This window comes from Roseobacter sp. HKCCA0434 (genome assembly GCF_032464675.1).
In the GTDB taxonomy this organism is placed as follows: domain Bacteria; phylum Pseudomonadota; class Alphaproteobacteria; order Rhodobacterales; family Rhodobacteraceae; genus Pontivivens.
In genome coordinates this window covers 1-19,630 of sequence record NZ_JAWDKL010000039.1, presented here as the reverse complement: position 1 = coordinate 19,630, position 19,630 = coordinate 1, and the positions used below count along the sequence as shown (strand labels likewise).

Below are 19,630 nucleotides of genomic sequence, written 5' to 3'. Positions count from 1 at the left end.
CGCCTGGCTGCGCCAACTCGCCCGCGACCGCCTGTCCGAGGCGACGGCCCGCCACGCCGCCGCGCTGGACAGCGTGCCCGGCAGGCTGACCCTGCGCGACACCCGCTCGCGCTGGGGCAGCTGCACGTCCGAGGGCAACCTGATGTTCTCCTGGCGGCTGATCCTCGCGCCGCCCCCGGTGCTCGACTACGTCGCCGCGCACGAGGTCGCGCACCTGCTCGAAATGAACCACTCCCTGCGCTTCTGGGCACATGTCGAGCGGCTGTTTCCCGGCTGGCAGGCGCAGCGCGACTGGCTGCGCGCCGAAGGGGCAGCCCTTCACCGCTTCCGTTTCGAGCCGTGACCGCGCCGCGCGCCATCGGCCTCCTGATCCTCGGTTGGCTGATCCTGACGGTCACAGTGCTGGTGCTGGAGGCGACGGGCCGCACCACCCTCGCCAGCGACGCGCTCGCCTTCGCCGAGCGGCACCGCCTGCTCCCGCTGGTTCTGGTGGGCCTCGCCTGCCTGATCGCCATGCCCTTCATGCCGCGCGTGACGCTCAGCCTCTCGGTCATCCTGCTCTTCGGCCCCGACGCCGCCCCGCTCGTCTGGCTCGCCATGATCGCGGGCGTCACGCTGGCTTTCCTGATCGGGCGGCACGTGCCCTACCGCCTGACCTCCCGCGCCTTCGCCGCCATCGGCATCGCGGACCGCGCGGCGGCGGTGGCCCCCGGCTCCGGTCTAGACGAGGCGGCCCGGCTGCGCCTGCTGCTGGGCGATCACCGCTGGACCCGCGCACTGGTGCGCTGGCGCTATGTCGCCGCCGCGCTTCTGCCGGTGCTGCCGGGCAACATGCTGCTGGGCGGGGCAGGGGGGCTCGCGATGCTGACGGGCCTCACCCGCGCCTTTCACCCGATCCCCTACGCGCTGGCCGTGGCGATTCCGCTCGCGCCACTACCGCTGGCGATCTGGGCCTTCGGTCTCGACATCATTCCGGGGGCAAGGTGATGTCCGCCCCGCCCGAGCGGTCCGCCACGATGCGGGCATTGGGCAGGTCGTTCGCGGCGATCCAGCCTTCCGCATCCGCCTTGCCGTACTGATCCCAGCGCGCGCGCAGCCGCGCCTCCAGCACCTCGACCGGCATGTCGAGCAGCACCGTCAGATCGTAGATCGGCCGCATCCCGCGCCACGGATCCTCGTCGAGCAGCAGGTAGTTCCCCTCGACCACCACGACCTCGACCTCGGGCGAAATCACCCGCGCCCCCGCGCGCGCCAGCTCCAGCCCCCGGTCGAACACGGGCACGGCCACTTCCTCCCGCCGCTTCAGCCGCTCCAGCACCGACAGGAAGCCGCCCGTGTCGTAGGTCCAGGGCGCGCCCTTGCGGTCCCGGTGCCCCCGGTCCTCCAGCACCGCATCGTCGAGGTGGAAGCCGTCCATCGGCACCAGCGCCGCCCGATCGCCCAAGCTGGCGACCACCGCCTCGGCCAGCGTGCTCTTGCCGCTGGCGGGCGCACCGGCGATGGCGACCATCGCCCGCGGCTCCAGCCTCTCGATGGCCTGCAATACCCTCACGATCATGTCCCGATCCCCGCCTCGCGCAACACCGCGCCGATTTCCTCGTCCAAGAGCCGCCGCTCCGCCTCGCCCTTCACCGGCACCCGCCCGACCTCAAGGATCAAGGGCGCGGACAGCGGCGTGACATGTGGCGCCTCCACATGATCCACGCGCCCGCGCACGCGGTCCAGCATCTCGTCGATCCGGTCGAAATCGACAAGCCCGCGCATGGCCTCGTCGCGCGTGATTTCCAGCATCAGGTGATCGGGATCGTAGCGCCTGAGTGTGTCGTAGAGGATATCGCTCGAAAACGTCGCCTGCTTCCCGGTCTTGCGCTGCCCCGGCTGGTTCTGGCTGATCAGCCCCGCCACCCGCGCCGGAATGCGGAAGGTCCGCTTCATCACCGTGTTCTCTGCCAGCCACGAGTCGAGCGCCGCGCGCATGTCCCCCTGGTCGATCAGCGCCGCCGGGTCCGCCACCGGATCGAGCGACCAGATCATCAGCGCGTAGTCGTTCGCGACGAAGCCGAGCGGCCCGAGCCCCGCCTCCTCCATCCGCCGGGTCAGGATGATCCCCAGCGTCTGATGCGCGTTGCGCCCGGCAAAGGCGTAGAACAGCGCGTGATGCTGCCCGCCCCGGCGGAACGTCTCGACCAGCAGCCGCTCGGCCTGAGGCATGTGGCTGATCCGCGTTTGCAAATCCAGCCATTCCGCCGTATGCGCGGGCAGCCGCGCCCACGCCTCCCGATCGTTCAGGAAATCCAGCACCCGATGCGCCAGCCGGGTGGACATGGCGAGCTTCGTGCCGCCGAAGGTCGCGATCCGCGGCTCCCGCCCGTCGGTGGCCGAAACCTGCACCGTCATCTCGCGCAGGCCTTCGTATTTCACCACCTGCCCGCCGATCAGGAACGTATCGCCCGGCACCAGCGTCGAGGCGAAGCCCTCCTCGATCTCGCCCAGCATCTTGCCGCGCCGGAACGCGACCTTGAGGTTGTTGTAGTCGAGGATCGTGCCGACATTCATCCGCAGGTCGCGCGCCGCGCGCGGGTCGCGCAGTTGCCACATCCCGTCGCGCTCCACCAGCCGCTGATAGCGGTCATAGGCGCGCAGCGCGTAGCCGCCGGTCGCGCAGTAATCCAGACACCGCTCGAAGGCCGCGCGGCTGATCCCGCGATAGGGCCCCGCCCGCTTCACCTCGTGATAGAGCGCATCCGCCGCGAACGGCCCCGAACAGGCCGTCAGCAGGATATGCTGGCAGAGCACGTCGAGCGGCCCGTCGGGCCTGGGATCGCCGTCGAGATCGGCCTCGCGCACCGCCTCCAGCGCGACGCGGCACTCGATGATCTCGAACTGGTTGGCTGGCACGATCAGCGCCTTCGAGGGCGCATTGTAGCGGTGGTTCGCCCGCCCGATCCGCTGCACCAGCCGCTTCACGTTCTTGGGCGCGCCCACCTGGATGACGAGGTCCACATCCCCCCAGTCGATCCCGAGGTCGAGGCTGCCCGTCGCCACCACCGCGCGCAACTCGCCCGCCACCATCGCGGCCTCCACCCGCTGCCGCGCCTCCCGGCTCAGGGAGCCGTGGTGCAGCCCGATCGGCAGGTTCTCCTCGTTCTCGGCCCACAGCGCCTGGAAGAACAGCTCCGATTGCGCACGGGTGTTGATGAAGATCAGCGTGATCTTGTGGCGCCGCACCTGTTCCATGACCTCGGGTGCGGCGTGCCGCCCGCCCTGCCCGAACCACGGGGGCGCGGCCGCGGTCTCCAGCATCTCGATATCGGCGGGCGGGCCGGGATCGGCATGAAGGATCTTGGTGTCGGGGGCAAGGAACCGCGCCAGCGCGGGCGGGTCCTCCACCGTCGCGCTCAGCCCCGTGCGGCGCAGGCCGGGGGCGAGCGTCTCCAGCCGCTCCAGCCCCAGCGCCAGTTGGTCGCCGCGCTTGCTCTCGGCCAGCGCGTGGATTTCGTCGACGATCACCCGCCGCAGCCCGCCGAAGATGCGCGGCGCCTCCTCGTAGCTCAGCAGCAGGGCGAGGCTCTCGGGCGTGGTCAGCAGGATGTCGGGCGGATCGACCCGCTGGCGCGCGCGGGCCGATTGCTTGGTGTCGCCCGTCCGGTCCTCGATCCTGAGGTCCAGCCCCATCTCGTCCACCGGCGTCTGGAGATTGCGCCGGATATCCGAGGCCAGCGCCTTGAGCGGCGAGACGTAGAGCGTGTGCATCCCCCGATGCGGCCCCTCGGCCAGCTCGACCAGCGAGGGCAGGAACCCCGCCAGCGTCTTGCCCCCGCCCGTCGGCGCGATCAGCAGCGTCGCCGCCGCATCCGAGCCGAGCAGCGCCAGCTGATGCGGATGCGGTGACCAGCCTTTCGAGGCGAACCAGTCGTGGAAGCGTTTTGGGAGAGTCACGTCGCAATCCTGTCGGGCCCGGCTGACAGGCCGGGCAGCCCCCGACCCCCCCGTTGTGCCGAAGGCAAACCTCCGGTTTGACTGGGCGGGGGCTTCACCCCCACCCCTCGGGCCGGGGGCTGCCCTCCGTTTTCAGTAGTGAGGTTAGTCCAAAGGCCGCAATTTGCGAATGGCCGCGATCAGCGCCTCGCTATAGGCCAAGTCCGCCCCCTCCGGGGCCGCCCCCTGCGCCGCCGCCACGTCCTTGGCCAAAATTCCGATCGTGTTGTCGGGCGCGAACCCCGCGCCCGCGAACTCGATCTCGTCGAAGCCCGATCCCAGCCAAGTCTGCCCCGAACTGTCATGCATCAGCGCCAGCAACTCCGCCCGGCCCAGCCCCTGCGCCGCCGCCCAGTCGAGCGCCTGCCGCGTCGCCACGGTCGAGGAGGCGGCGACGAGGTTGTTGCACACCTTCGCGACCATCCCCGCGCCGTAGTCGCCCATCCGGTGAAACTTCGTGCCCATCGCATCGAACAGCGGTTGCAACCGGTCGAGCACCGCCGTCTCGCCGCCGAGCATGAAGCTCAGCCGCCGCTGCTCCGCCCCGATCACGGCCCCCGACATCGGCGCATCGACCAGTGCGACCCGCGATGGGACTCGCTCGCGCAGCCCTCGCACATAGACCGGCGACAGGGTCGAGCAGATCACCAGCACCTCCAGCGCGGGCAGCTCCGCGATCCCGTCGCCGAACAGCAGCGCGTCGGTCTCCGCCGCGTCGCGCACGACGCTCAGGATGACCTGCCGATCCGCGAGCGCCACGCGCTCGACCATGAAGGGATAGGGCTTCGCCACGACATCGTAGCCCGCCACGTCGAAACCCGCCTCCGCCAGCGCCGCTGCCATCGGGCCGCCCATGCGCCCGCATCCGGCGACCGCCACCTTCATTCGAAGACGGGGGCGCGTTTCTGCATGTTGGCCATCGCGGCCTCCATCTGGTGCGGCTTGCCGATCAGGTCCGCCTGCGCCTGCGACTCCGCGCGCAGCACCTCGGCGACCTCCGCCGTCGCCGCCACCTCGCACAAAGCCTTGGCTGCCCGCACCGCGCTCGGCGACTTCGTTGCGATCTCCGCCGCGATCTCGCGCGCGCGGGCCAACGGATCCTCGGCGATCTCCGTCACCAGCCCCCAGTCGAGCGCCGCCTCCGCCGCGAAGACCTCACCGGTGTAGATCAGCCGCCGCATCACGTCGGCGCGCATCAGCCGGGGCATCAGGACCATGCCGCCCATGTCGGGCACCAGCCCCCACTTCATCTCCATCACGCTCATCCGCGTGCCGGGTGCCGCGATGCGCATGTCGGCCCCCAGCGCGATCTGCAGGCCCCCGCCGAAGCAGGTGTGGTGGATCGCGCAGATGACCGGCACCGGCAGCCGGTGCCAGACCATCGCCACCTGCTGCCACAGGTTCGTGTCGCCATGCGTCCGGTCGTTGATGCTCTGAGGATCGGCCATCAGGTTCTGGAAGCTGGCGACATCGAGCCCCGCACAGAACGCCCGGCCTTCGCCCGACAGCACCACCGCGCGCACGTCCGGCCGGTCGACCTCGGCCCCCGCGCCCGCAATCGCCTCCAGCATCGCGGGATCGAGCGCGTTCATCTTGTCCCCGCGCGTCAGCGTGACATGCGCCACGCCATCCGCGATCTCGACCCCGACCCGTTGGCTCATCCCGTCCCCTTCGCGGCACTGTCATCCGCATCGACATAGAGGTTGTCCCAGGCCCGCTCGACCAGCGGCACCGTCATCTCCCGCGGCAGCCCCTCGTAATCGCAGATCGAGCCCATCTGGCTCATCAGGAAGGGCGCGTGATAGGCTGCGAACGGCCCCTGCGGGCTGGGGTAGAGATTGCGCAGCATGTGCGCGATCACGTCCTCGCGCGGCTCGAACCCCGCCTTGCGGGCCATCATCACGAACATCTTGAGGAAGTCCGACTGCGAGGGCCGGTCGATCTTGATCTTGTAGTAGATCCGCCTCAGCGCCGCCCCGTCGAACAGCTCAGTCGGTGCGAAGTTGGTGGAGAAGATCACCAGCGTGTCGAAGGGCACCGTGAACTTCTGCCCCGATTGCAGGCTCAAGAGGTCATAGCGCTGCTCGATCGGCACGATCCAGCGGTTCATCAGCGCCTGCGCGCTCTCGCGCTGGCGGCCCAGATCGTCCACGATGAACACGCCGCCGGTGGCCTTCAGCTGCAACGGCGCCTGGTAGGTGCGGCTCACCGGGTTGTAGCCAAGATCCAGCATGTCGAGCGTCAGCTCGCCCCCGGTGATGACCGAAGGCCGCTTGCACAGCACGTAGCGCGGGTCGAAGGGCGGGCGCGCACGCAGCCCCGACGGATCCACCTCCGGCATCGCGACGACCTGATGCACGATCGGATCGAACAGGCTGATCGTCTGGCCGAAGGCCGACAGCGTGCGCGGGATGTAGATCGCATCCCCCAGCGCGTCGCGGATCGCCTCGGACAGCACCGATTTCCCGTTGCCCGGCGGCCCGTAGAACAGGATCGACCGGCCCGAGTTCACCGCCGGCCCCAGCTTGTCGAGCAGCCCGTCCGGCATCACCAGATGCCCCGACGCGGCCTCCAGATCCGGCCGCCGGATCGCCGCGTCCGCGACGCTCTGCTGCTTGCTCTGCGCCTCGAACGCCTCCAGCGACACCGGGAACGTCCCGTAATATTCCGACTGCGCCAGCGCGTCCGCCGCGCGCCTGCGCCCCGCCTCGGTCAGCTGGTAGCGCAGCTCGGCCGCCGAGCTTGCGCCGCGATTGCCCAGCGTCTCGACCAGGTTGTCCGCCCGGCACAGCTCGATCAGCTCTTCCACGATCGGCGGCGTCACCCCGCAGGTGCGCGCCATCTGCGTGGTGGTGTTCAGGCTCATCCGGAACACGGTCTTGAGCAGCAGGTCCCGCGCGAAGGTCGGCTCCAGCCCCAGCTCCTCCAGCCGGATCGGTGCCTGCGGTGCGGTTTTCGCGGTGTCGAGCATGTCTACCCCGTCACTCCGATCAGCAGCAGATAATAGAGGATCGCCGTCGACAGCGCCGCCCCGTAGGGAAACTTGCCCGTCGCGTTCCAGCTCGCCCAGTTCGGTGCCATCTCGCGGGCGAAGCTCCAATGCGCGAAGATCCGGTGCGTCAGCAGCCCGGCCAGCGCCATGATGCCGAGGATCCGCAGGAAAAGCCCGATATCGCTCCAGGCCACGAACAGGAAGATCGCGGTCGCGAACTTCACGTCGCCCGCCCCCATCTGCCCGAGGGCGTAGAGCATCAGTCCGACCACGAACACGGCGACGGCGACGACGACCCGCCAGCCCAGCACGTCGAGCGGCAGCGTCGCCAGCCCCACCGCCAGGAACAGCCCCGCCGTCAGCAGGCTGACCCAGTTCGGGATGCGCATGGAGCTCAGATCGCAATAGAGCGCGGCCAGGGCCGGCAGCGCCACGACCGCAAGGTGGATCAGCGCGATCTCGGCGCTCATCGGTTCACCGCGCCCTGCAAGGCCTCCAGCTTGCGCGCGGCGGCCTCGAAATACCGCGGATGCGTCTCGACGGCCAGTTCCAGCAGCCCGCGCGCGATATCGGTATCGTCGCGGCGCAGGGCGATCAGGGCCATGTTGTGATAGATCTGCGCGCGCTCTTCCTCGGTCAGCGGCACCACCGGCACCGCGTAGTTGCCGCGCAGCGCGCGGGACAGGGCGAGGTTGTTCTTGGCGCTGAAATCGTCCGGGTCGTAGCGCACGGCCTCGGTGAAATGCCGCGTCGCGCCTTCGTGATCGCCGCGCGACATCTTCGAGACGCCCCAGTTGTTGAGCACCGCCCCCGGCTGCGCGGTCAGCGCCCGCGCGCGGGCATAGAACCCGTCCGCCTCGTCCCAGCGCTCGTAATTGTCCGAGATCAGCGCGTTCAGCAGGTTCCAGTCATAGGAATTGCGCCCGTCGCCCACCAGCGTCAGCTGCGCCTCGGCCGTGTCGAAATCGCCTGTGCGGATCAGCGCGCGGGCATAGGGCAGCCGGTCGGCGGGCTCCAGGTCCCCCGCCTCGTCGAGCTCCCGGAACGCGATGATCGCCTCGTCGACCCGGCCCGCGCGGGTCAGGCTGATGGCGTAGCCGCGCTGGAAATCGACGCGGTCGGGCTGTTCCTGCAGGCTGGCGCGGAAGAATTCGACCGCCGCCTCCGGCTCGCCGGTCTGCAACATCAGCTGGGTCAGGTTCAGCTCGTCGATGGCGTTGAGCGAGACGCCCTGAAGGGCCTCTTCGCCCGTCCGGTCGCACGCGGTCAGCAGCAGCGCCGCCGCGACGATCGCGATCCTCTTCATTCCGTCTCTCCGTCCCCGTCCGGTGTGGCCAGAAGATACCGGCCCGAACCCTGCCGCACCAGTGTCAATTCGCCCAAGGGTTGTTCGAGCGGATCGTCGCCCGCGACCGCATCCCGGATGTCAAGCCGGTCGAGATTGTCGCGCGCGACGGCGCTCTGCCCGTCCGACAGCGACAGCGCGGTCTCGAACGCGTGGCGCGCCGCCGTCCGGTCGCCCAGGCTCATCTCTACCACGCCGAGATTGTTCCACCCCTCCACCACGTCGGGCGCCTCCGCGACGGCGGTCTGCAGGTGGCGGCGCGCGGCGTTCATCCGGCCCAGCCGCGCATTCGCCGTGCCCACGGCCATCGGCATCTCGCCGGGCAGGCCGACATCGTCCGTCGCATAGGCCATCGCATAGGCCCTCAGCGCCAGCTCGTACTGTCCGGCCTGTTGCAGCAGGTGCCCCTGCTCGCGCGGGCTCGCGTCCATGTCGGGCAGGGGTGTCCTCGCGTCGGGGGGCAGCGGCACCTCCTGCGCCACGCAGCCCACCATTAGAAGCAGGGCGACCAGCAGGCTCCTAGCCACCGCCGAGCACCTGCATGATGTCGTAGACCGACGGTCCCACGAGGATGATCAGCAGCGGCGGCACGGTGAACATCATCGTGCCGAGCGTCATCTTCGTGGGCAGGGTGTTCGCCTTCTCCTCGGCCCGCATCACCCGCTTGTCGCGCATTTCCGCGCCGTAGACCCGCAGGGCCGAGGCGATGGAGGTACCGAAGCTCGCCGACTGGATCAGCACCGTCACGAAGCTCGACACGTCGCTGACGCCGCAGCGTTCGGCCATGTCGCGCAGCACCGAGACGCGGTCCTTGCCCGCGCGCACCTCGTTGGCGACGATCTCGAACTCCTCGGCCAGCACCGGGTAGCCGACCCGGATCTCCTCGGACACCCGCAGGATCGCCTGGTCGAGCGATTGCCCCGCCTCCACGCAGACCAGCATCAGGTCGAGCGCGTCGGGAAAGCCGTGCTGGATCTCCTCCTGCCGCTCCTGCAGCCGTCGCGTCACCCAGTAGGTCGGCCCCATATAGCCGATCAGACCGGGGATCGTGACGTAGAGCAGCATCTGCGTGATCGAGGCATTGTCGCCCGCCATCACGAAATAGAACACCAGCCCCACGCCCAGCAGACCCAGCCCCAGCGCCATGCGCAGGAAATAGTAGGACGACACCGCCGAGCGGGAGCGGTAGCCCGCCCGCGTCAGCTTCAGCCGGATCTCGGAGAATTCCTTCTGATCCTGCGGCTCCAGATAGGGGGCGAGCGAGCTCAGCCCCTTGCTCGTCGGATCGTGGCGCAGTTTCAGCCCGGTCTGCTGCGGCACGATCTCGGGCCGGGCGGAGACGCCCGCCCGCTCCGCCTCGTGCAGCCGGTCGAGCCTGTCCTCCGGACGGCGCAGCGCGATGGGCGCGGCCAGCGCCACCAGCAGCAGCATCAGCGCGATCGAGGCATAGAGCGGCCCCAGCGGACCGAACGCCGCCTCGAGGAAGGTGTAGGTGCTGTCGAGACCCGAGAGAAGGCTGTCCATCGGCTCAAACCTTGATGTTGACCATGGCGCGCATGTAGAACACGTTCGCCACGAGGAACATTCCGACGATGATCATCGCGGGCATGAACACGCTGGTGCCCTGCACGTCGTCGTAATAATCCGGCTGCACAAGCTGGACGAGGATGACCGCCAGGATCGGGAACATCGACAGGAACCAGCCCGACCAGCGCGCCTCCGCCGTGATCGCCTTCACCCGCCGGAACAGCTTGAACCGCGAGCGGATCACCGCCGCCAGCCCCGCCAGCACTTCCGCGAGGTTACCGCCCGACTGCGCCTGGATGCTGACCGCCACGGCGAGGAAGCGCAGATCCTGCACGTTCACCCGCTCCGCCAGCCGGTTGAGGCTCTCGGTGATCTCCATCCCGTAGGTGGACTCGTCGGCGATGATGCCGAATTCCGTGCCCAGCGGGTCGGGCATCTCGTGCGCCACGATCGACACGGCGGAGGAGAACGGGTGCCCCACCCGCAGCGACCGCACGATCAGCTCCACCGCGTCGGGCAGCTGCTCCTCGAACAGCGCCATCCGCGCCTTGGCCTTGTTGTTGAGCCACATGTAGACCCCGCCGAAGGCCATGATGACCGACAGGCCGATGCGCAGCACCAGCGACGCGCTCGACATCATGGTGAGGGCGACGAAGACGATGACGGCCATCACCAGGATGATCAGCGCCAGCCCCTTGGGGGAGAAGGCGATGTTCGCCTGCGCCGCCCGTTCGTAGAGCGGGGCCATGATCGGGATGCCGGTATTCTTGCGATGCTGGTCGCGCTCGGCGCGCAGCGTCTCCAGCACGTCCTCGGGATCCTCGCCCTTCTCCAGCAGCTCCAGCCGCCGGTTGACCTTGCTTTCCAGCCGGACCGACTTGCCGAAGATCAGCAGGTACAGACCCTCGACCATCAAGAGGACGCCCACGAAGATCAGGGCATAGATCAATGGCTCCAGCGACATCTCAACCCTCCTTGACCGGCGTGTAGATCGAATTGGGCAGCTCGAAGCCCCATTGCTTGAACCGATCCGAATGGACCGAACGCAAGCCCGTGGCGGTGAAATGCCCCAGGATCCGGTTGTCCTCGTCGAGCCCCGTGCGCTTGAAGCGGAAGATCTCCTGCATCGACACGATCTCCCCCTCCATGCCCGTCAGCTCGGTGATCGAGACCATGCGGCGCGAGCCGTCCTGCAATCGGCTGACCTGCACCAGCAGGTTGACCGCCGCCGCGATCTGCGCGCGGCTCGCGACCATCGGCATCTCCACCCCGGTCATCGCGATCATGTTCTCCAGACGGCTGACCGCATCGCGGGCGGAGTTCGCGTGGATCGTGGTCATCGAACCGTCGTGGCCGGTGTTCATCGCCTGCAGCATGTCGATGACCTCGTCGCCGCGCGTCTCGCCGACGATGATGCGGTCGGGCCGCATCCGCAGGGCGTTGCGCAGCAGGTCGCGCTGCGTGACCTCGCCCTTGCCCTCCACGTTGGGCGGGCGGCTTTCCATCCGGCCGATATGCACCTGCTGCAGCTGCAATTCCGCCGTGTCCTCGATGGTCACGATACGCTCGGAATTGTCGATGAAGGACGACAGCGCGTTCAACGTCGTCGTCTTGCCCGAACCCGTACCGCCCGACACGATGATGTTGAGCCGGCACGACACCGCCGCCTGCAGGTAGGCGGCCATCTCCTCGGTGAAGGCGCCGAAATCGATCAGCTCGTCGATCGACAGCTTCTCCTTGGAGAATTTCCGGATCGAGACGAGCGGCCCGTCCACCGCACAGGGCGGCACCAGCGCGTTGAAACGCGAGCCGTCCTTCAGACGCGCATCGACGTAAGGGTTCGACTCGTCCACACGGCGACCCACGGCGCTCACGATCTTGTCGATGACGCGCAGCAGGTGCTTCTCGTCCTTGAAGACGGTGTCGGTCAGCTGAAGCTTGCCCTTGCGCTCGACGAAGACCTGCCGGTGCGAGTTCACGAGGATATCGTTGACCGTCGGGTCCTTCAGCAGCGGCTCCAGCGGGCCCAGGCCCGTGACCTCGTCATAGAGGTCGTTGTTGAGCTGTTCGGTCTCGGCGGCGTTCAGCACGATCCCCTGATCGCGCAGGCCCTCGCGGGTGATCGAGCTGATCTCGCGGCGCAGGTCCGTCTCGCCCACCTTGTCGAGCACGGCGAGGTTCAGCGTCTCCAGCAGGCGCCGGTGCAGATCCATGCGGATGTCGAGCAGACGCGCCCGCCGCTTGGCGTCGCGCTCGCGCTCCGCATCGTCCGGCGCGGCCACCGCCGCCGCGGCGCGCTGCAGCGCGGGCGAGGGGCGTGCCGCCTTCTCCTCGCGTTCGGGCATGGGGGTCGGGTTGGCCGGTTTTTCCAGCGACGGCGAGGCCGCCGGCCGACCGGGCTGGCCGGATTTCTGATACCGTGAAAACACCGCTTGCCCCCTCTTCGGTGGGGCGGATTACAGCCCGCCCGTCTTCTGTCGTTCCGCCAGCTCGACCAGCGATTTCGAGATCTTGCGAATCTCCTTGCGCAGCACGTTGCCGCTTGCGTTCTCGCCCAGTGGCGCGCCCTGATCGGCCGAGTTCATCACTGCCTTCCCCCCGTCGGGCAGCAACACGTTGTACTCGATCCCCAGCGACTCCGCCATTCTCTTGATACGCGGCTTGCCCCCGCCCGTCAGTCCCGTGGGCGCGCGGTTCAGGATGTATTGCACCTTCTCGATCGGCAGGTCCTCGGACTTCAGCGCCCGCAGGAACCGCAGCATGTTCTGCGCGCACCGCATGTCGAGTTCCATGACCGCGAAATAGGTCTCGGCCATCTCCAGAACGGTGCTCGACCATTCAACCAGAACGGGAGGCATGTCCACGATCACGAAATCGTGAGTTGCGGCGATCGCGTCCAGGATCTGCCGCACATCCTCCACGCCCGCGATCTCGAAGGGCATGCAGTCGGGCGGTGCCGTCAGGACCGAGACCTTCTTGGCGAAGCTCGCCATCGCATCGACGATCGCGGCGCGGTCGCGGTTCTCGGGCTCGGTCAGCAGCTGCATCGTCGCCTCGCGCCGGGCGAGGTCGAGATAGGTCGCGACCGAGCCGAACTGCAGGTTCAGGTCCACCAGCGCCACCTTGCGATCGACCTTGCGCGGCGCCTGCGCCATCTCCCAGGCGAGGTTCACCGCCAGCGTCGTGGCGCCCACACCGCCCGCGATTCCCTGCACCGGCAGGATCATGCCCCCCCGGCCCGACGCTCCCGAGGCGACGACCTGCGCCGCCGGGCCCGCGCGCAGCTTGGTCAGCGTTTCGGCCAGCACGCCCTCGGGCAGGGGGTAGGGCGTGAACTCCGCCGCGCCCGCCCGGATCAGCCGGTGCAGCGCCACCGCGCTCAAATCCTCGACCACCAGCAGAACCGGAATGCCCGCCTCGCGCGCCGCCGCGATGGCCGCCTCGAACGTGTCGAGCGCGTCCTCGTCCTCGGCCTGCGCCGCCACGATCACGCTGTCGGCGGTCTCGGGGTCGAGCGCCGCGATCCGCGCGGGCGCGTCCTCGATGGGGGCGGAACTCCACGCCCCGTCATATTCCGCGTCGAGATCCTCGATCAGCAGGTCGAACTGCTGCATGTCCCGCGCGAAGGCCATGGCTTCCGCCCCGTCCGTCTTCTTTCTTCCGATCACATCCTGCCCCCGGTTCGATCAGCCGCTCAGATCTTCGGCGACGATCGTTGTCAGAATCGAGGGAATCTGGAACTCGAGCGTCGAATCGAAAAGCCTCAACACTATCGGCATGGATTGCGGGTCGATCGCAAGGACGATGAGCGGCACGTAGGGCTGCCCCGCATTGCCGAGCCCGACATCCTGGTACTGGATCGCCAGGTCGCCCGTGTCGATCTGGTAGGCGAACCGGTCGACCTCGTCGAAGATCCGCTTGAAATGCGAATAGCTGCACCCCGGCGGCACGGCCTCGTCTGGGTCCATCCCTTCGGTGATGTTGATGCCGCGGCAGGTATAGGTCGGCACGTACTCGCAGGCCGTCCGGTCCACGGTCACGCTGTTGCCGTCGGCATCTGTCACCGTCTCCGTTCCCAGCACGACCCAGCACGGATCCCCCGAGTCCGAGCCGGAGGACACCGCGCGATTGATCGCCGTGATGCCGAACGGGCCGTCCAGTTGCAGATCCTCGTGCACGGGGGCCGAGATCGCCGCCGTGCGCGCCGCCAGCTCCAGCCCCTTCTGCGCGCTCAGCGCCCAGTGATAGGCGATGGCGACCTGGAAGATCAGAAAGATCAGCATGATCAGCGGCACGAAGATGATGACGTATTCGACCGTCGCAGCACCCTGCTCGTCGCGGAGGAACCGCCTCACCGCCTTCGGGATGCGGGCCCTCATTCCGAGCGGCCCCAGGTTTCCGTCACGGACATGTAGATCCCCCATCGCCCGTCGAACTGGCTGAGCGAGCCGCCATCCTCCGCCGATTTCTGCCAGCCGAACATCCGGGCCAGCCCGAATTCCGAGAAGGCCCGGATCGAGACGGTGGTTCCGGTTGAGCTCGTATCGATGGTGATCGCGTCGGTGAGCGCGTTTCCTTCCGAATCTACGGCGAGGTCGCCGCTCGAGTCGGTATAATATCCGTTGCATCCCTGCGACGTCAGCGCGTCGTCGAGCGAGTAGTCCGGCACTTCCAGCCGCCAGGTGATGATGTTGCGGGCGTCGCACAGGAATCGATCGGGAACGGTGCCTGTCGACTCGTCGATCGGCGCACGGCTGATGAACCGCGCCGCGTCGCGCGCGGCCGAGTCCATCGCGTTGCGCGTTTTCATAGCCTCCCCGTATTCCGCAGCGAAGCCCAGCGCCGCCAGCAAGATGGGCAGCGTGACTACGAATTCCACGGTGACGCTCCCCTCGGCGTCATCGCGGAACGCCCGGATACGGTCCCAGATTGCACGCCCCACGCGTCTCTCCGATCCGATCCTGTTCCCCTTGGTCAGGATCGTACCACGGGGACCCCATTTGTAAATCGTTGAGCGGATTTCCGCCGCGCGAACGCGGCGGAACGCGATCCGTTACTCGCTGCCGCCGGCCGAATCCCCGGCGCCGCCGCTGAAGGTAACCTCGTTCGTCGCGTTGTTGAGGTACGCGTCATAGACGATGACGGCCCGCTTGCCGTCGAAATCGCCCGGTCCCGCACCCATCGCCACACCGGCGACGCGCGTGACGGCGCGCCGGTTCAGCCGTTCGCGATCCGGCGTCGCGACCACGGGCCGCGTCTCGCCGAAGGTCGCGACCGCGTCCAGACGGCTGCGATCCACCCCGCGCGAGACCAGGTAGTTCACCGCCGATTCCGCGCGGCGCAGCCCCAGCTCCAGGTTGTAGTTCTCCCCGCCCACCAGGTCGGTGTGGCCCTCGACGCGCAGCCGGGCAACCGGATTGCGCTGCAGCCAGGCCGCCTGCTGGTCGAGGGTCGCGCGCGCCTGAGGCGTCAGGGTCGAGCGGTTGAAGTCGAAGTTGATGACCTCGTCCACTTCTGCCGCGAACAGGCGCGACAGCTCGTCGAAATACACGCCCGAAGTGGCGTAGCCGACCTGCACCGCATGGTTCATCTGCACCGAGCTGCCGAATCCGGGCACGGTCGTCTCGTTCTCGTAGGTGTAGTCGCAGGCCGCCAGGGCCGCGACGCTCACCAGCGCCAGCTTATTCCAGGACATAGCCGTAATCCCCCTCGAATTCCTGTGCCGCGACGGCGTCGGGCTCCCCGGTGACCTGTCCCAGCAGGAACAGGTCGCGCTCGTTCGGAATGCCGACCCGGTCGGTCGGCAGCGCCAGCAGCTCGCCATTGGTGGGCGACACCAGGTAGGGCGTGATGATGATGACCAGCTCCGTCTGGCCGCGCACGAACTGGGTCGAGCGGAACAGCGCGCCCAGCACCGGAATGTCGCCCAGGATCGGGATCTGCGAGACCGAGTTGCTGTAATCGTCCTGCAACAGCCCCGCGATCGCGAAGCTCTGCCCGTCGCGCATCTCCACCGTGGTCTGGGCCGAGCGCGTCGTCAGGCCGTTGACCGAGAAGCCGCCGCCCGTGCTGCCCACGATCTGCGGGTCGATCGAGCTGACCGAGGCCGAGAGCTGGATGTTGATCAGGTCCTCGTCCACCACCGTCGGCACGAAGGACAGGCCGACGCCGAAGGGCTTGAACTCGACGATGACGTTGCCATCGCTGTCGATGGTGGGCGCCGGGAACTCGCCGCCCGCCAGGAACTCGGCGCCCTCGCCGGACAGCGCCACCAGGTTCGGCTCCGCCAGCGTGCGCAGCAGGCCGTCCGATTCCAGCGCGTTCAGCGCGATCTCGATCCCGATATCGCCCAGCTGGAACAGTGCGCCGAGGCTGCCGCCCGTATTGGCGTTCAGGGCGAGGTTGCCCGAGCCGATGAGCGGCGCGCCGCCGACATCCGTCCCGAACGAACCGACGAAATCGCCGCCATCCGTGATTCCCAGCCCGATGCCGAGGTTCTGGCTCACGTCCCGCGACACTTCGGCGAAGCGCACCTTCAGCATCACCTGCTGCGTGCCGCCCACCATCATCAGGTTGGTCACGTTGTCGGGCGCGTATTGCTGCGCCAGCTCCATCGCCCGCGCCACCTTGCGCGCGCCCGAAACCGTGCCCGACAGCACGATGCCGGCCCCCGCGGTGCGCACCTCGATATTCTCGCCGGGCAGGATGTCGGCGAGCCGCTCCTTGAACTCGGCGATGTCGGGGATCACCCGGATCTCCACATTCGCGACGACCTGGTTGTTGAGGCCGATCAATGTCAGCGTCGTGCGCCCCGGCGCGCGCCCCAGCACGTAGAGGCTGGAATCGCCCAGCACCGCCACATCAGCGATCCGCGGGTTGGCGAGGCTCAGCTCGCTGATCTCCACGCGGCTGGTCAGCACGGTCGCCTGGTCCACCGGGACCGTGATCGCCTGCGCGACCGCCCCCCGCTGGACGGTCAGGACCGGTTCCTGTTGCGCATGGGCCGCCCCCACGGCCAGCATGCAGCTCCCCCCGAGCACGAATGCCCGAATCAGTTTTCTCAAGGACATGTTGCCTGGCTCTCCTGACCCACTACCTCTGGTATCCGCTCCATCTGACGGGTGCGGTATTGCCATTGATCGTGCCTCATTCTGGAAAAAAGGCAATAATCAAGGGGTTGGAAGGCGACGCTACTATGTCATTCAAGCAACAGGTCGCAACGACGGCTTGGCGGCGTTGCGACCTTTGTTCTTGCAAATCAGCGGTTTGATCAGTCGTCGAGCGTTTCCCGGCTCAGGTCGTTCAGACCCCGCCGGATGGTGACGGTGCGCCGCGGCGCGACCGGCTCGGGTGTGGGCGCGATGACCGGCTCGGGCGCGACATAGCCCACGACGTCGTCGTCGTTGACCTCCACCTCGCCCGCTTCGGCCACGTCGCCGATGCCGCGCAGCGACAGAGACAGGGAGCCCGATGCCTGCGCCTGCGCCAGCGTCGCGGCCTGCTGCGGCGTCGCGCGCACGGTGATCGTCCGGGCGATCACCGGACGGCTGCGATCCTGGTCGGAGATCTGGTCGACCGCGATCAGCTGCACGTTCTCCATGATCAGCCGCGTCACCGCCTCGCCGCGGAACCGCCCGGACCAGAACACGTCGACCCGGTCGGACGGCGTGAGGAAGCCCGAAACACCCGAGGCCACGTCGACCCGGATCGTGAACGCGCGATAGCCTTCGCCCAGCCGCGCGGCGATGCCTGCATCCTGGCCGAACCCGGTGATCTTCATATTGAGGATCGGCTCGCCACGCTCCATGACCCGAAGGACCTGCCGCCTCTCGCTGCCATCCCCGAACAGCGTCTCGGCATCGTGGAACCAGTCGTCGTTCACGACGGAGCGGGGGAACGTCATGAAGCGCACATTGTCTTCGGTCAGCGTCGTGCCGTACTCGATCCGTCGCGCGGCCACCGCGACCGGCACGGTGTCAATCTGCCTGCGCTCGATCTCCTGAGCCTGCGCGAGGCGGACCTCGTAGGCGTCGAACCGTTGCTTGGCGGTATAGACGGCGAAGCCCGCCAGTCCCATGCCGCAAATCAGAAAGACAAGAAACAGCAGTCTCATAGCATGCCCCCCAGCATATTTCCCAGGACCGCCACACGGCGGTCAGGTCGCCTCGAAACTGACCTGCGAGGCCAGCCTAGTCCAGCGTGGACGATACCGCCGTCGCGATGGCGGTGCTGATCTTCTCGGAGCCGCTGTTCACGCCGGGCCGGATGATGACCATGATGACCAGCGCCATCGCGACGACCGCCCCTGCCAGGACGACCCAGTCCACGGTCACGGCACCGTCTTCCTCGGTCCAGAAGCTGCGCAGAAGCGTCATGTCGGCTCACCTTCGCACCGCGCCGCCTGACGGCATGGCGGCTCCATCGTCCTTCTCATGCGAACGCCGTCCGTGCACCGGCACGAACGGCGTCCACTCGTTCGATCTTCGTCGGAAGAAATTACTCGGGCAGCGTCGAGGTGACGGCTGCGCCCATCTGCGTGTTGATGCGGGTTGCCGCGCTCTCGACGCTGCCGCGGACGGTGGCGACCACGCCGAGCGCCAGGGCAACGACTGCGCCTGCCAGAACAACCCAGTCGACGGTGACTGCGCCGGACTCGTCCTTGGCGAACTTGCTGAAGAATTTGGTCATGGTGATCCCCTCCAAGAGATGCATTTCGATTCTCGCCTCCGGGCGATGCCCCTGCGCGATTGCTGTGGTTATGACCGCAGTTTGTGGCCTGAATTTGACCGGCTCGTTACTGCGCGTTCACAAGCACCCCTCGTTTCTTGCGGTCAAATGAGGCTGGAATGTGGCGAATTGCGCTCAACCTGCGGGTGAGTCGTGCTGAATTCGCTAAAATTCTAACGAACCCTCCCGTGATCATGTTACATCTGGGCGCGATCCGGGCAGCCGAGGGTGACGACGCCAGATGTTCGACAACGCGATTCGTGTCCTGATGACGGCCGTGGTTCTGTCGGTCTCCACTCCGGCCGACGCGCAGTCGAACGGGATGTTCCGCTCCGTGGCCGAGGAATTGCGCAACCGGCCCCGCGGCGGGGTCATCGACCTCTTCGACCGCCCGTCGCTCCCGACGACACAGGCCAATCGGCGCGGTCGCTTCGACGCCTGGTTCTGGCGCGGCGTGTCGCCCTCCCGCCACGATGCGGAGCCCGAGCGTCTGCTCGCCGCCGCCGAGCTGGCGGCCAGCGGCCCCTATCCCCCGGCGCCCGCGCCCGCCCTGCGCGCGGTGATGGACCGTCACGGCGATGCGCTCGTCGACGCGGCGGCGGCGCATGGCATCTCGCTGCCGCTGCTCCTCTCGCTCGTCATGGTTGAATCGGGTGGCCGGGCCGAGGCGGTCAGCCCCGTCGGCGCGACCGGCCTGACGCAATTGATGCCGAGCACGGCGGCGTTGATGGAGGTCGCGGACAGCAACGATCCCTATGAAAATGCGATGGGCGGCGCGCGCTACCTCGCGCGGATGCTGGCGCGCTTCGACGGCGACGCGATCCTGGCGCTCGCCGCCTACAATGCCGGGCCGGGTGCTGTGGCCGAGGCGCGGGGCGTGCCCCGCTATGCCGAGACGCGCGCCTATGTGCCGAAGGTCCTCGCCACCTGGACGGTCGCCCGCACCCTGTGCGAGACGCCGCCCGAGGGGCCGACCGACCCCTGTGCCATGTAGGCGCCGACCAATATGAAGGGGCCTGCATACTTAACTAGCCAAGGTTAACCAACGCCATCGCGCTTCA

At 68.0% G+C, this 19,630-nt stretch carries 22 protein-coding genes; 3 read left to right on the top strand and 19 right to left on the bottom strand.

Going from position 1 to position 19,630, the window contains the following annotated elements; translation table 11 throughout:
* The coding region (locus tag RX333_RS16530; protein ID WP_316016065.1) for a SprT family zinc-dependent metalloprotease at nt 1-343 on the top strand (343 nt) is incomplete at its 5' end.
* A complete protein-coding gene (locus RX333_RS16525) occupies nt 340-987 on the top strand; it encodes a hypothetical protein (protein ID WP_316016064.1) in 648 nt (215 codons plus the stop codon). The genes RX333_RS16530 and RX333_RS16525, both read left to right, overlap by 4 nt.
* Here the strand turns inward: RX333_RS16525 and RX333_RS16520 are convergent.
* From RX333_RS16520 to RX333_RS16430, 19 genes are all read right to left on the bottom strand, one after another.
* Nucleotides 968-1,558 carry a nucleoside/nucleotide kinase family protein gene (locus tag RX333_RS16520; protein ID WP_316016063.1) on the bottom strand — a complete coding sequence of 197 codons (591 nt, stop codon included), beginning with the start codon at nt 1,556-1,558 and terminating at the stop codon, nt 968-970. The two genes, RX333_RS16525 and RX333_RS16520, sit on opposite strands and share 20 nt — an antisense overlap.
* On the bottom strand, nt 1,555-3,939 hold the full coding sequence (locus tag RX333_RS16515) for a ligase-associated DNA damage response DEXH box helicase (protein WP_316016062.1): 2,385 nt from the start codon (nt 3,937-3,939) through the stop codon (nt 1,555-1,557). The genes RX333_RS16520 and RX333_RS16515 overlap by 4 nt, the downstream gene beginning before the upstream one ends.
* A gap of 144 nt (nt 3,940-4,083) precedes the next feature.
* Nucleotides 4,084-4,863 (bottom strand): NAD(P)-dependent oxidoreductase, encoded by a 780-nt coding sequence (locus tag RX333_RS16510; RefSeq protein ID WP_316016061.1) that lies wholly within the window; start codon nt 4,861-4,863, stop codon nt 4,084-4,086.
* Entirely contained in the window at nt 4,860-5,639 is a 780-nt protein-coding gene (locus tag RX333_RS16505; protein WP_316016060.1) for a crotonase/enoyl-CoA hydratase family protein, read from the bottom strand. The genes RX333_RS16510 and RX333_RS16505 overlap by 4 nt, the downstream gene beginning before the upstream one ends.
* On the bottom strand, nt 5,636-6,949 hold the full coding sequence (locus tag RX333_RS16500; protein ID WP_316016059.1) for an ATPase: 1,314 nt from the start codon (nt 6,947-6,949) through the stop codon (nt 5,636-5,638). The genes RX333_RS16505 and RX333_RS16500 overlap by 4 nt, the downstream gene beginning before the upstream one ends.
* Nucleotides 6,950-6,951: 2 nt before the next feature.
* Nucleotides 6,952-7,440, bottom strand: coding sequence for a prepilin peptidase (locus RX333_RS16495; protein WP_316016058.1), 489 nt, complete (start codon nt 7,438-7,440; stop codon nt 6,952-6,954).
* Complete coding sequence (locus RX333_RS16490) at nt 7,437-8,276, bottom strand: tetratricopeptide repeat protein (RefSeq protein WP_316016057.1); 840 nt, start codon at nt 8,274-8,276, stop codon at nt 7,437-7,439. The genes RX333_RS16495 and RX333_RS16490 overlap by 4 nt, the downstream gene beginning before the upstream one ends.
* Nucleotides 8,273-8,842 carry a tetratricopeptide repeat protein gene (locus RX333_RS16485; RefSeq protein WP_316016056.1) on the bottom strand — a complete coding sequence of 190 codons (570 nt, stop codon included), beginning with the start codon at nt 8,840-8,842 and terminating at the stop codon, nt 8,273-8,275. The genes RX333_RS16490 and RX333_RS16485 overlap by 4 nt, the downstream gene beginning before the upstream one ends.
* Nucleotides 8,835-9,839 carry a type II secretion system F family protein gene (locus RX333_RS16480; RefSeq protein WP_316016055.1) on the bottom strand — a complete coding sequence of 335 codons (1,005 nt, stop codon included), beginning with the start codon at nt 9,837-9,839 and terminating at the stop codon, nt 8,835-8,837. The genes RX333_RS16485 and RX333_RS16480 overlap by 8 nt, the downstream gene beginning before the upstream one ends.
* 4 nt (nt 9,840-9,843) lie before the next feature.
* Nucleotides 9,844-10,806: a type II secretion system F family protein gene (locus RX333_RS16475; RefSeq protein WP_316016054.1), complete on the bottom strand. Its 963-nt coding sequence runs from the start codon at nt 10,804-10,806 to the stop codon at nt 9,844-9,846.
* 1 nt (nt 10,807) lies between these two features.
* Nucleotides 10,808-12,271, bottom strand: a complete 1,464-nt coding sequence (locus RX333_RS16470; RefSeq protein WP_316016053.1) for a CpaF family protein — start codon at nt 12,269-12,271, stop codon at nt 10,808-10,810.
* Nucleotides 12,272-12,298: 27 nt separating this feature from the next.
* Nucleotides 12,299-13,474 carry a CpaE family protein gene (locus RX333_RS16465; protein WP_316016052.1) on the bottom strand — a complete coding sequence of 392 codons (1,176 nt, stop codon included), beginning with the start codon at nt 13,472-13,474 and terminating at the stop codon, nt 12,299-12,301.
* 54 nt (nt 13,475-13,528) lie between these two features.
* Entirely contained in the window at nt 13,529-14,197 is a 669-nt protein-coding gene (locus RX333_RS16460) for a TadE/TadG family type IV pilus assembly protein (RefSeq protein ID WP_316016051.1), read from the bottom strand.
* Between the two features lie 20 nt (nt 14,198-14,217).
* Nucleotides 14,218-14,784 (bottom strand): pilus assembly protein, encoded by a 567-nt coding sequence (locus tag RX333_RS16455; RefSeq protein WP_316016050.1) that lies wholly within the window; start codon nt 14,782-14,784, stop codon nt 14,218-14,220.
* A 111-nt stretch (nt 14,785-14,895) separates the two neighbouring features.
* Nucleotides 14,896-15,537: an OmpA family protein gene (locus RX333_RS16450; RefSeq protein WP_316016049.1), complete on the bottom strand. Its 642-nt coding sequence runs from the start codon at nt 15,535-15,537 to the stop codon at nt 14,896-14,898.
* The gene (locus RX333_RS16445; RefSeq protein ID WP_410056094.1) at nt 15,524-16,912 is read right to left on the bottom strand and encodes a type II and III secretion system protein family protein; all 1,389 of its coding nucleotides are present in this window, start codon (nt 16,910-16,912) and stop codon (nt 15,524-15,526) included. The genes RX333_RS16450 and RX333_RS16445 overlap by 14 nt, the downstream gene beginning before the upstream one ends.
* A gap of 200 nt (nt 16,913-17,112) precedes the next feature.
* Nucleotides 17,113-17,955 (bottom strand): Flp pilus assembly protein CpaB, encoded by an 843-nt coding sequence (gene cpaB, locus RX333_RS16440; RefSeq protein ID WP_316016047.1) that lies wholly within the window; start codon nt 17,953-17,955, stop codon nt 17,113-17,115.
* A 76-nt stretch (nt 17,956-18,031) separates the two neighbouring features.
* The gene (locus RX333_RS16435; RefSeq protein WP_316016046.1) at nt 18,032-18,217 is read right to left on the bottom strand and encodes a hypothetical protein; all 186 of its coding nucleotides are present in this window, start codon (nt 18,215-18,217) and stop codon (nt 18,032-18,034) included.
* Nucleotides 18,218-18,338: 121 nt separating this feature from the next.
* A complete protein-coding gene (locus RX333_RS16430) occupies nt 18,339-18,530 on the bottom strand; it encodes a hypothetical protein (protein WP_316016045.1) in 192 nt (63 codons plus the stop codon).
* A 307-nt stretch (nt 18,531-18,837) separates the two neighbouring features.
* Between RX333_RS16430 and RX333_RS16425 the strand changes: the two genes are divergently transcribed.
* A complete protein-coding gene (locus tag RX333_RS16425; RefSeq protein ID WP_316016044.1) occupies nt 18,838-19,563 on the top strand; it encodes a lytic transglycosylase domain-containing protein in 726 nt (241 codons plus the stop codon).
* Nucleotides 19,564-19,630 lie beyond the last annotated feature (67 nt).

Coding starts and splice junctions, on each gene's coding strand:
- RX333_RS16520 (WP_316016063.1), bottom strand. CDS start 1,558: ATGATCGTGAGGGTATTGCAGGCCATCGAGAGGCTGGAGCCGCGGGCG.
- RX333_RS16510 (WP_316016061.1), bottom strand. CDS start 4,863: ATGAAGGTGGCGGTCGCCGGATGCGGGCGCATGGGCGGCCCGATGGCA.
- RX333_RS16505 (WP_316016060.1), bottom strand. CDS start 5,639: ATGAGCCAACGGGTCGGGGTCGAGATCGCGGATGGCGTGGCGCATGTC.
- RX333_RS16500 (WP_316016059.1), bottom strand. CDS start 6,949: ATGCTCGACACCGCGAAAACCGCACCGCAGGCACCGATCCGGCTGGAG.
- RX333_RS16495 (WP_316016058.1), bottom strand. CDS start 7,440: ATGAGCGCCGAGATCGCGCTGATCCACCTTGCGGTCGTGGCGCTGCCG.
- RX333_RS16490 (WP_316016057.1), bottom strand. CDS start 8,276: ATGAAGAGGATCGCGATCGTCGCGGCGGCGCTGCTGCTGACCGCGTGC.
- RX333_RS16480 (WP_316016055.1), bottom strand. CDS start 9,839: ATGGACAGCCTTCTCTCGGGTCTCGACAGCACCTACACCTTCCTCGAG.
- RX333_RS16475 (WP_316016054.1), bottom strand. CDS start 10,806: ATGTCGCTGGAGCCATTGATCTATGCCCTGATCTTCGTGGGCGTCCTC.
- RX333_RS16465 (WP_316016052.1), bottom strand. CDS start 13,474: ATGGCCTTCGCGCGGGACATGCAGCAGTTCGACCTGCTGATCGAGGAT.
- RX333_RS16450 (WP_316016049.1), bottom strand. CDS start 15,537: ATGTCCTGGAATAAGCTGGCGCTGGTGAGCGTCGCGGCCCTGGCGGCC.
- RX333_RS16445 (WP_410056094.1), bottom strand. CDS start 16,912: ATGTCCTTGAGAAAACTGATTCGGGCATTCGTGCTCGGGGGGAGCTGC.
- cpaB (WP_316016047.1), bottom strand. CDS start 17,955: ATGAGACTGCTGTTTCTTGTCTTTCTGATTTGCGGCATGGGACTGGCG.
- RX333_RS16435 (WP_316016046.1), bottom strand. CDS start 18,217: ATGACGCTTCTGCGCAGCTTCTGGACCGAGGAAGACGGTGCCGTGACC.
- RX333_RS16430 (WP_316016045.1), bottom strand. CDS start 18,530: ATGACCAAATTCTTCAGCAAGTTCGCCAAGGACGAGTCCGGCGCAGTC.
- RX333_RS16425 (WP_316016044.1), top strand. CDS start 18,838: ATGACGGCCGTGGTTCTGTCGGTCTCCACTCCGGCCGACGCGCAGTCG.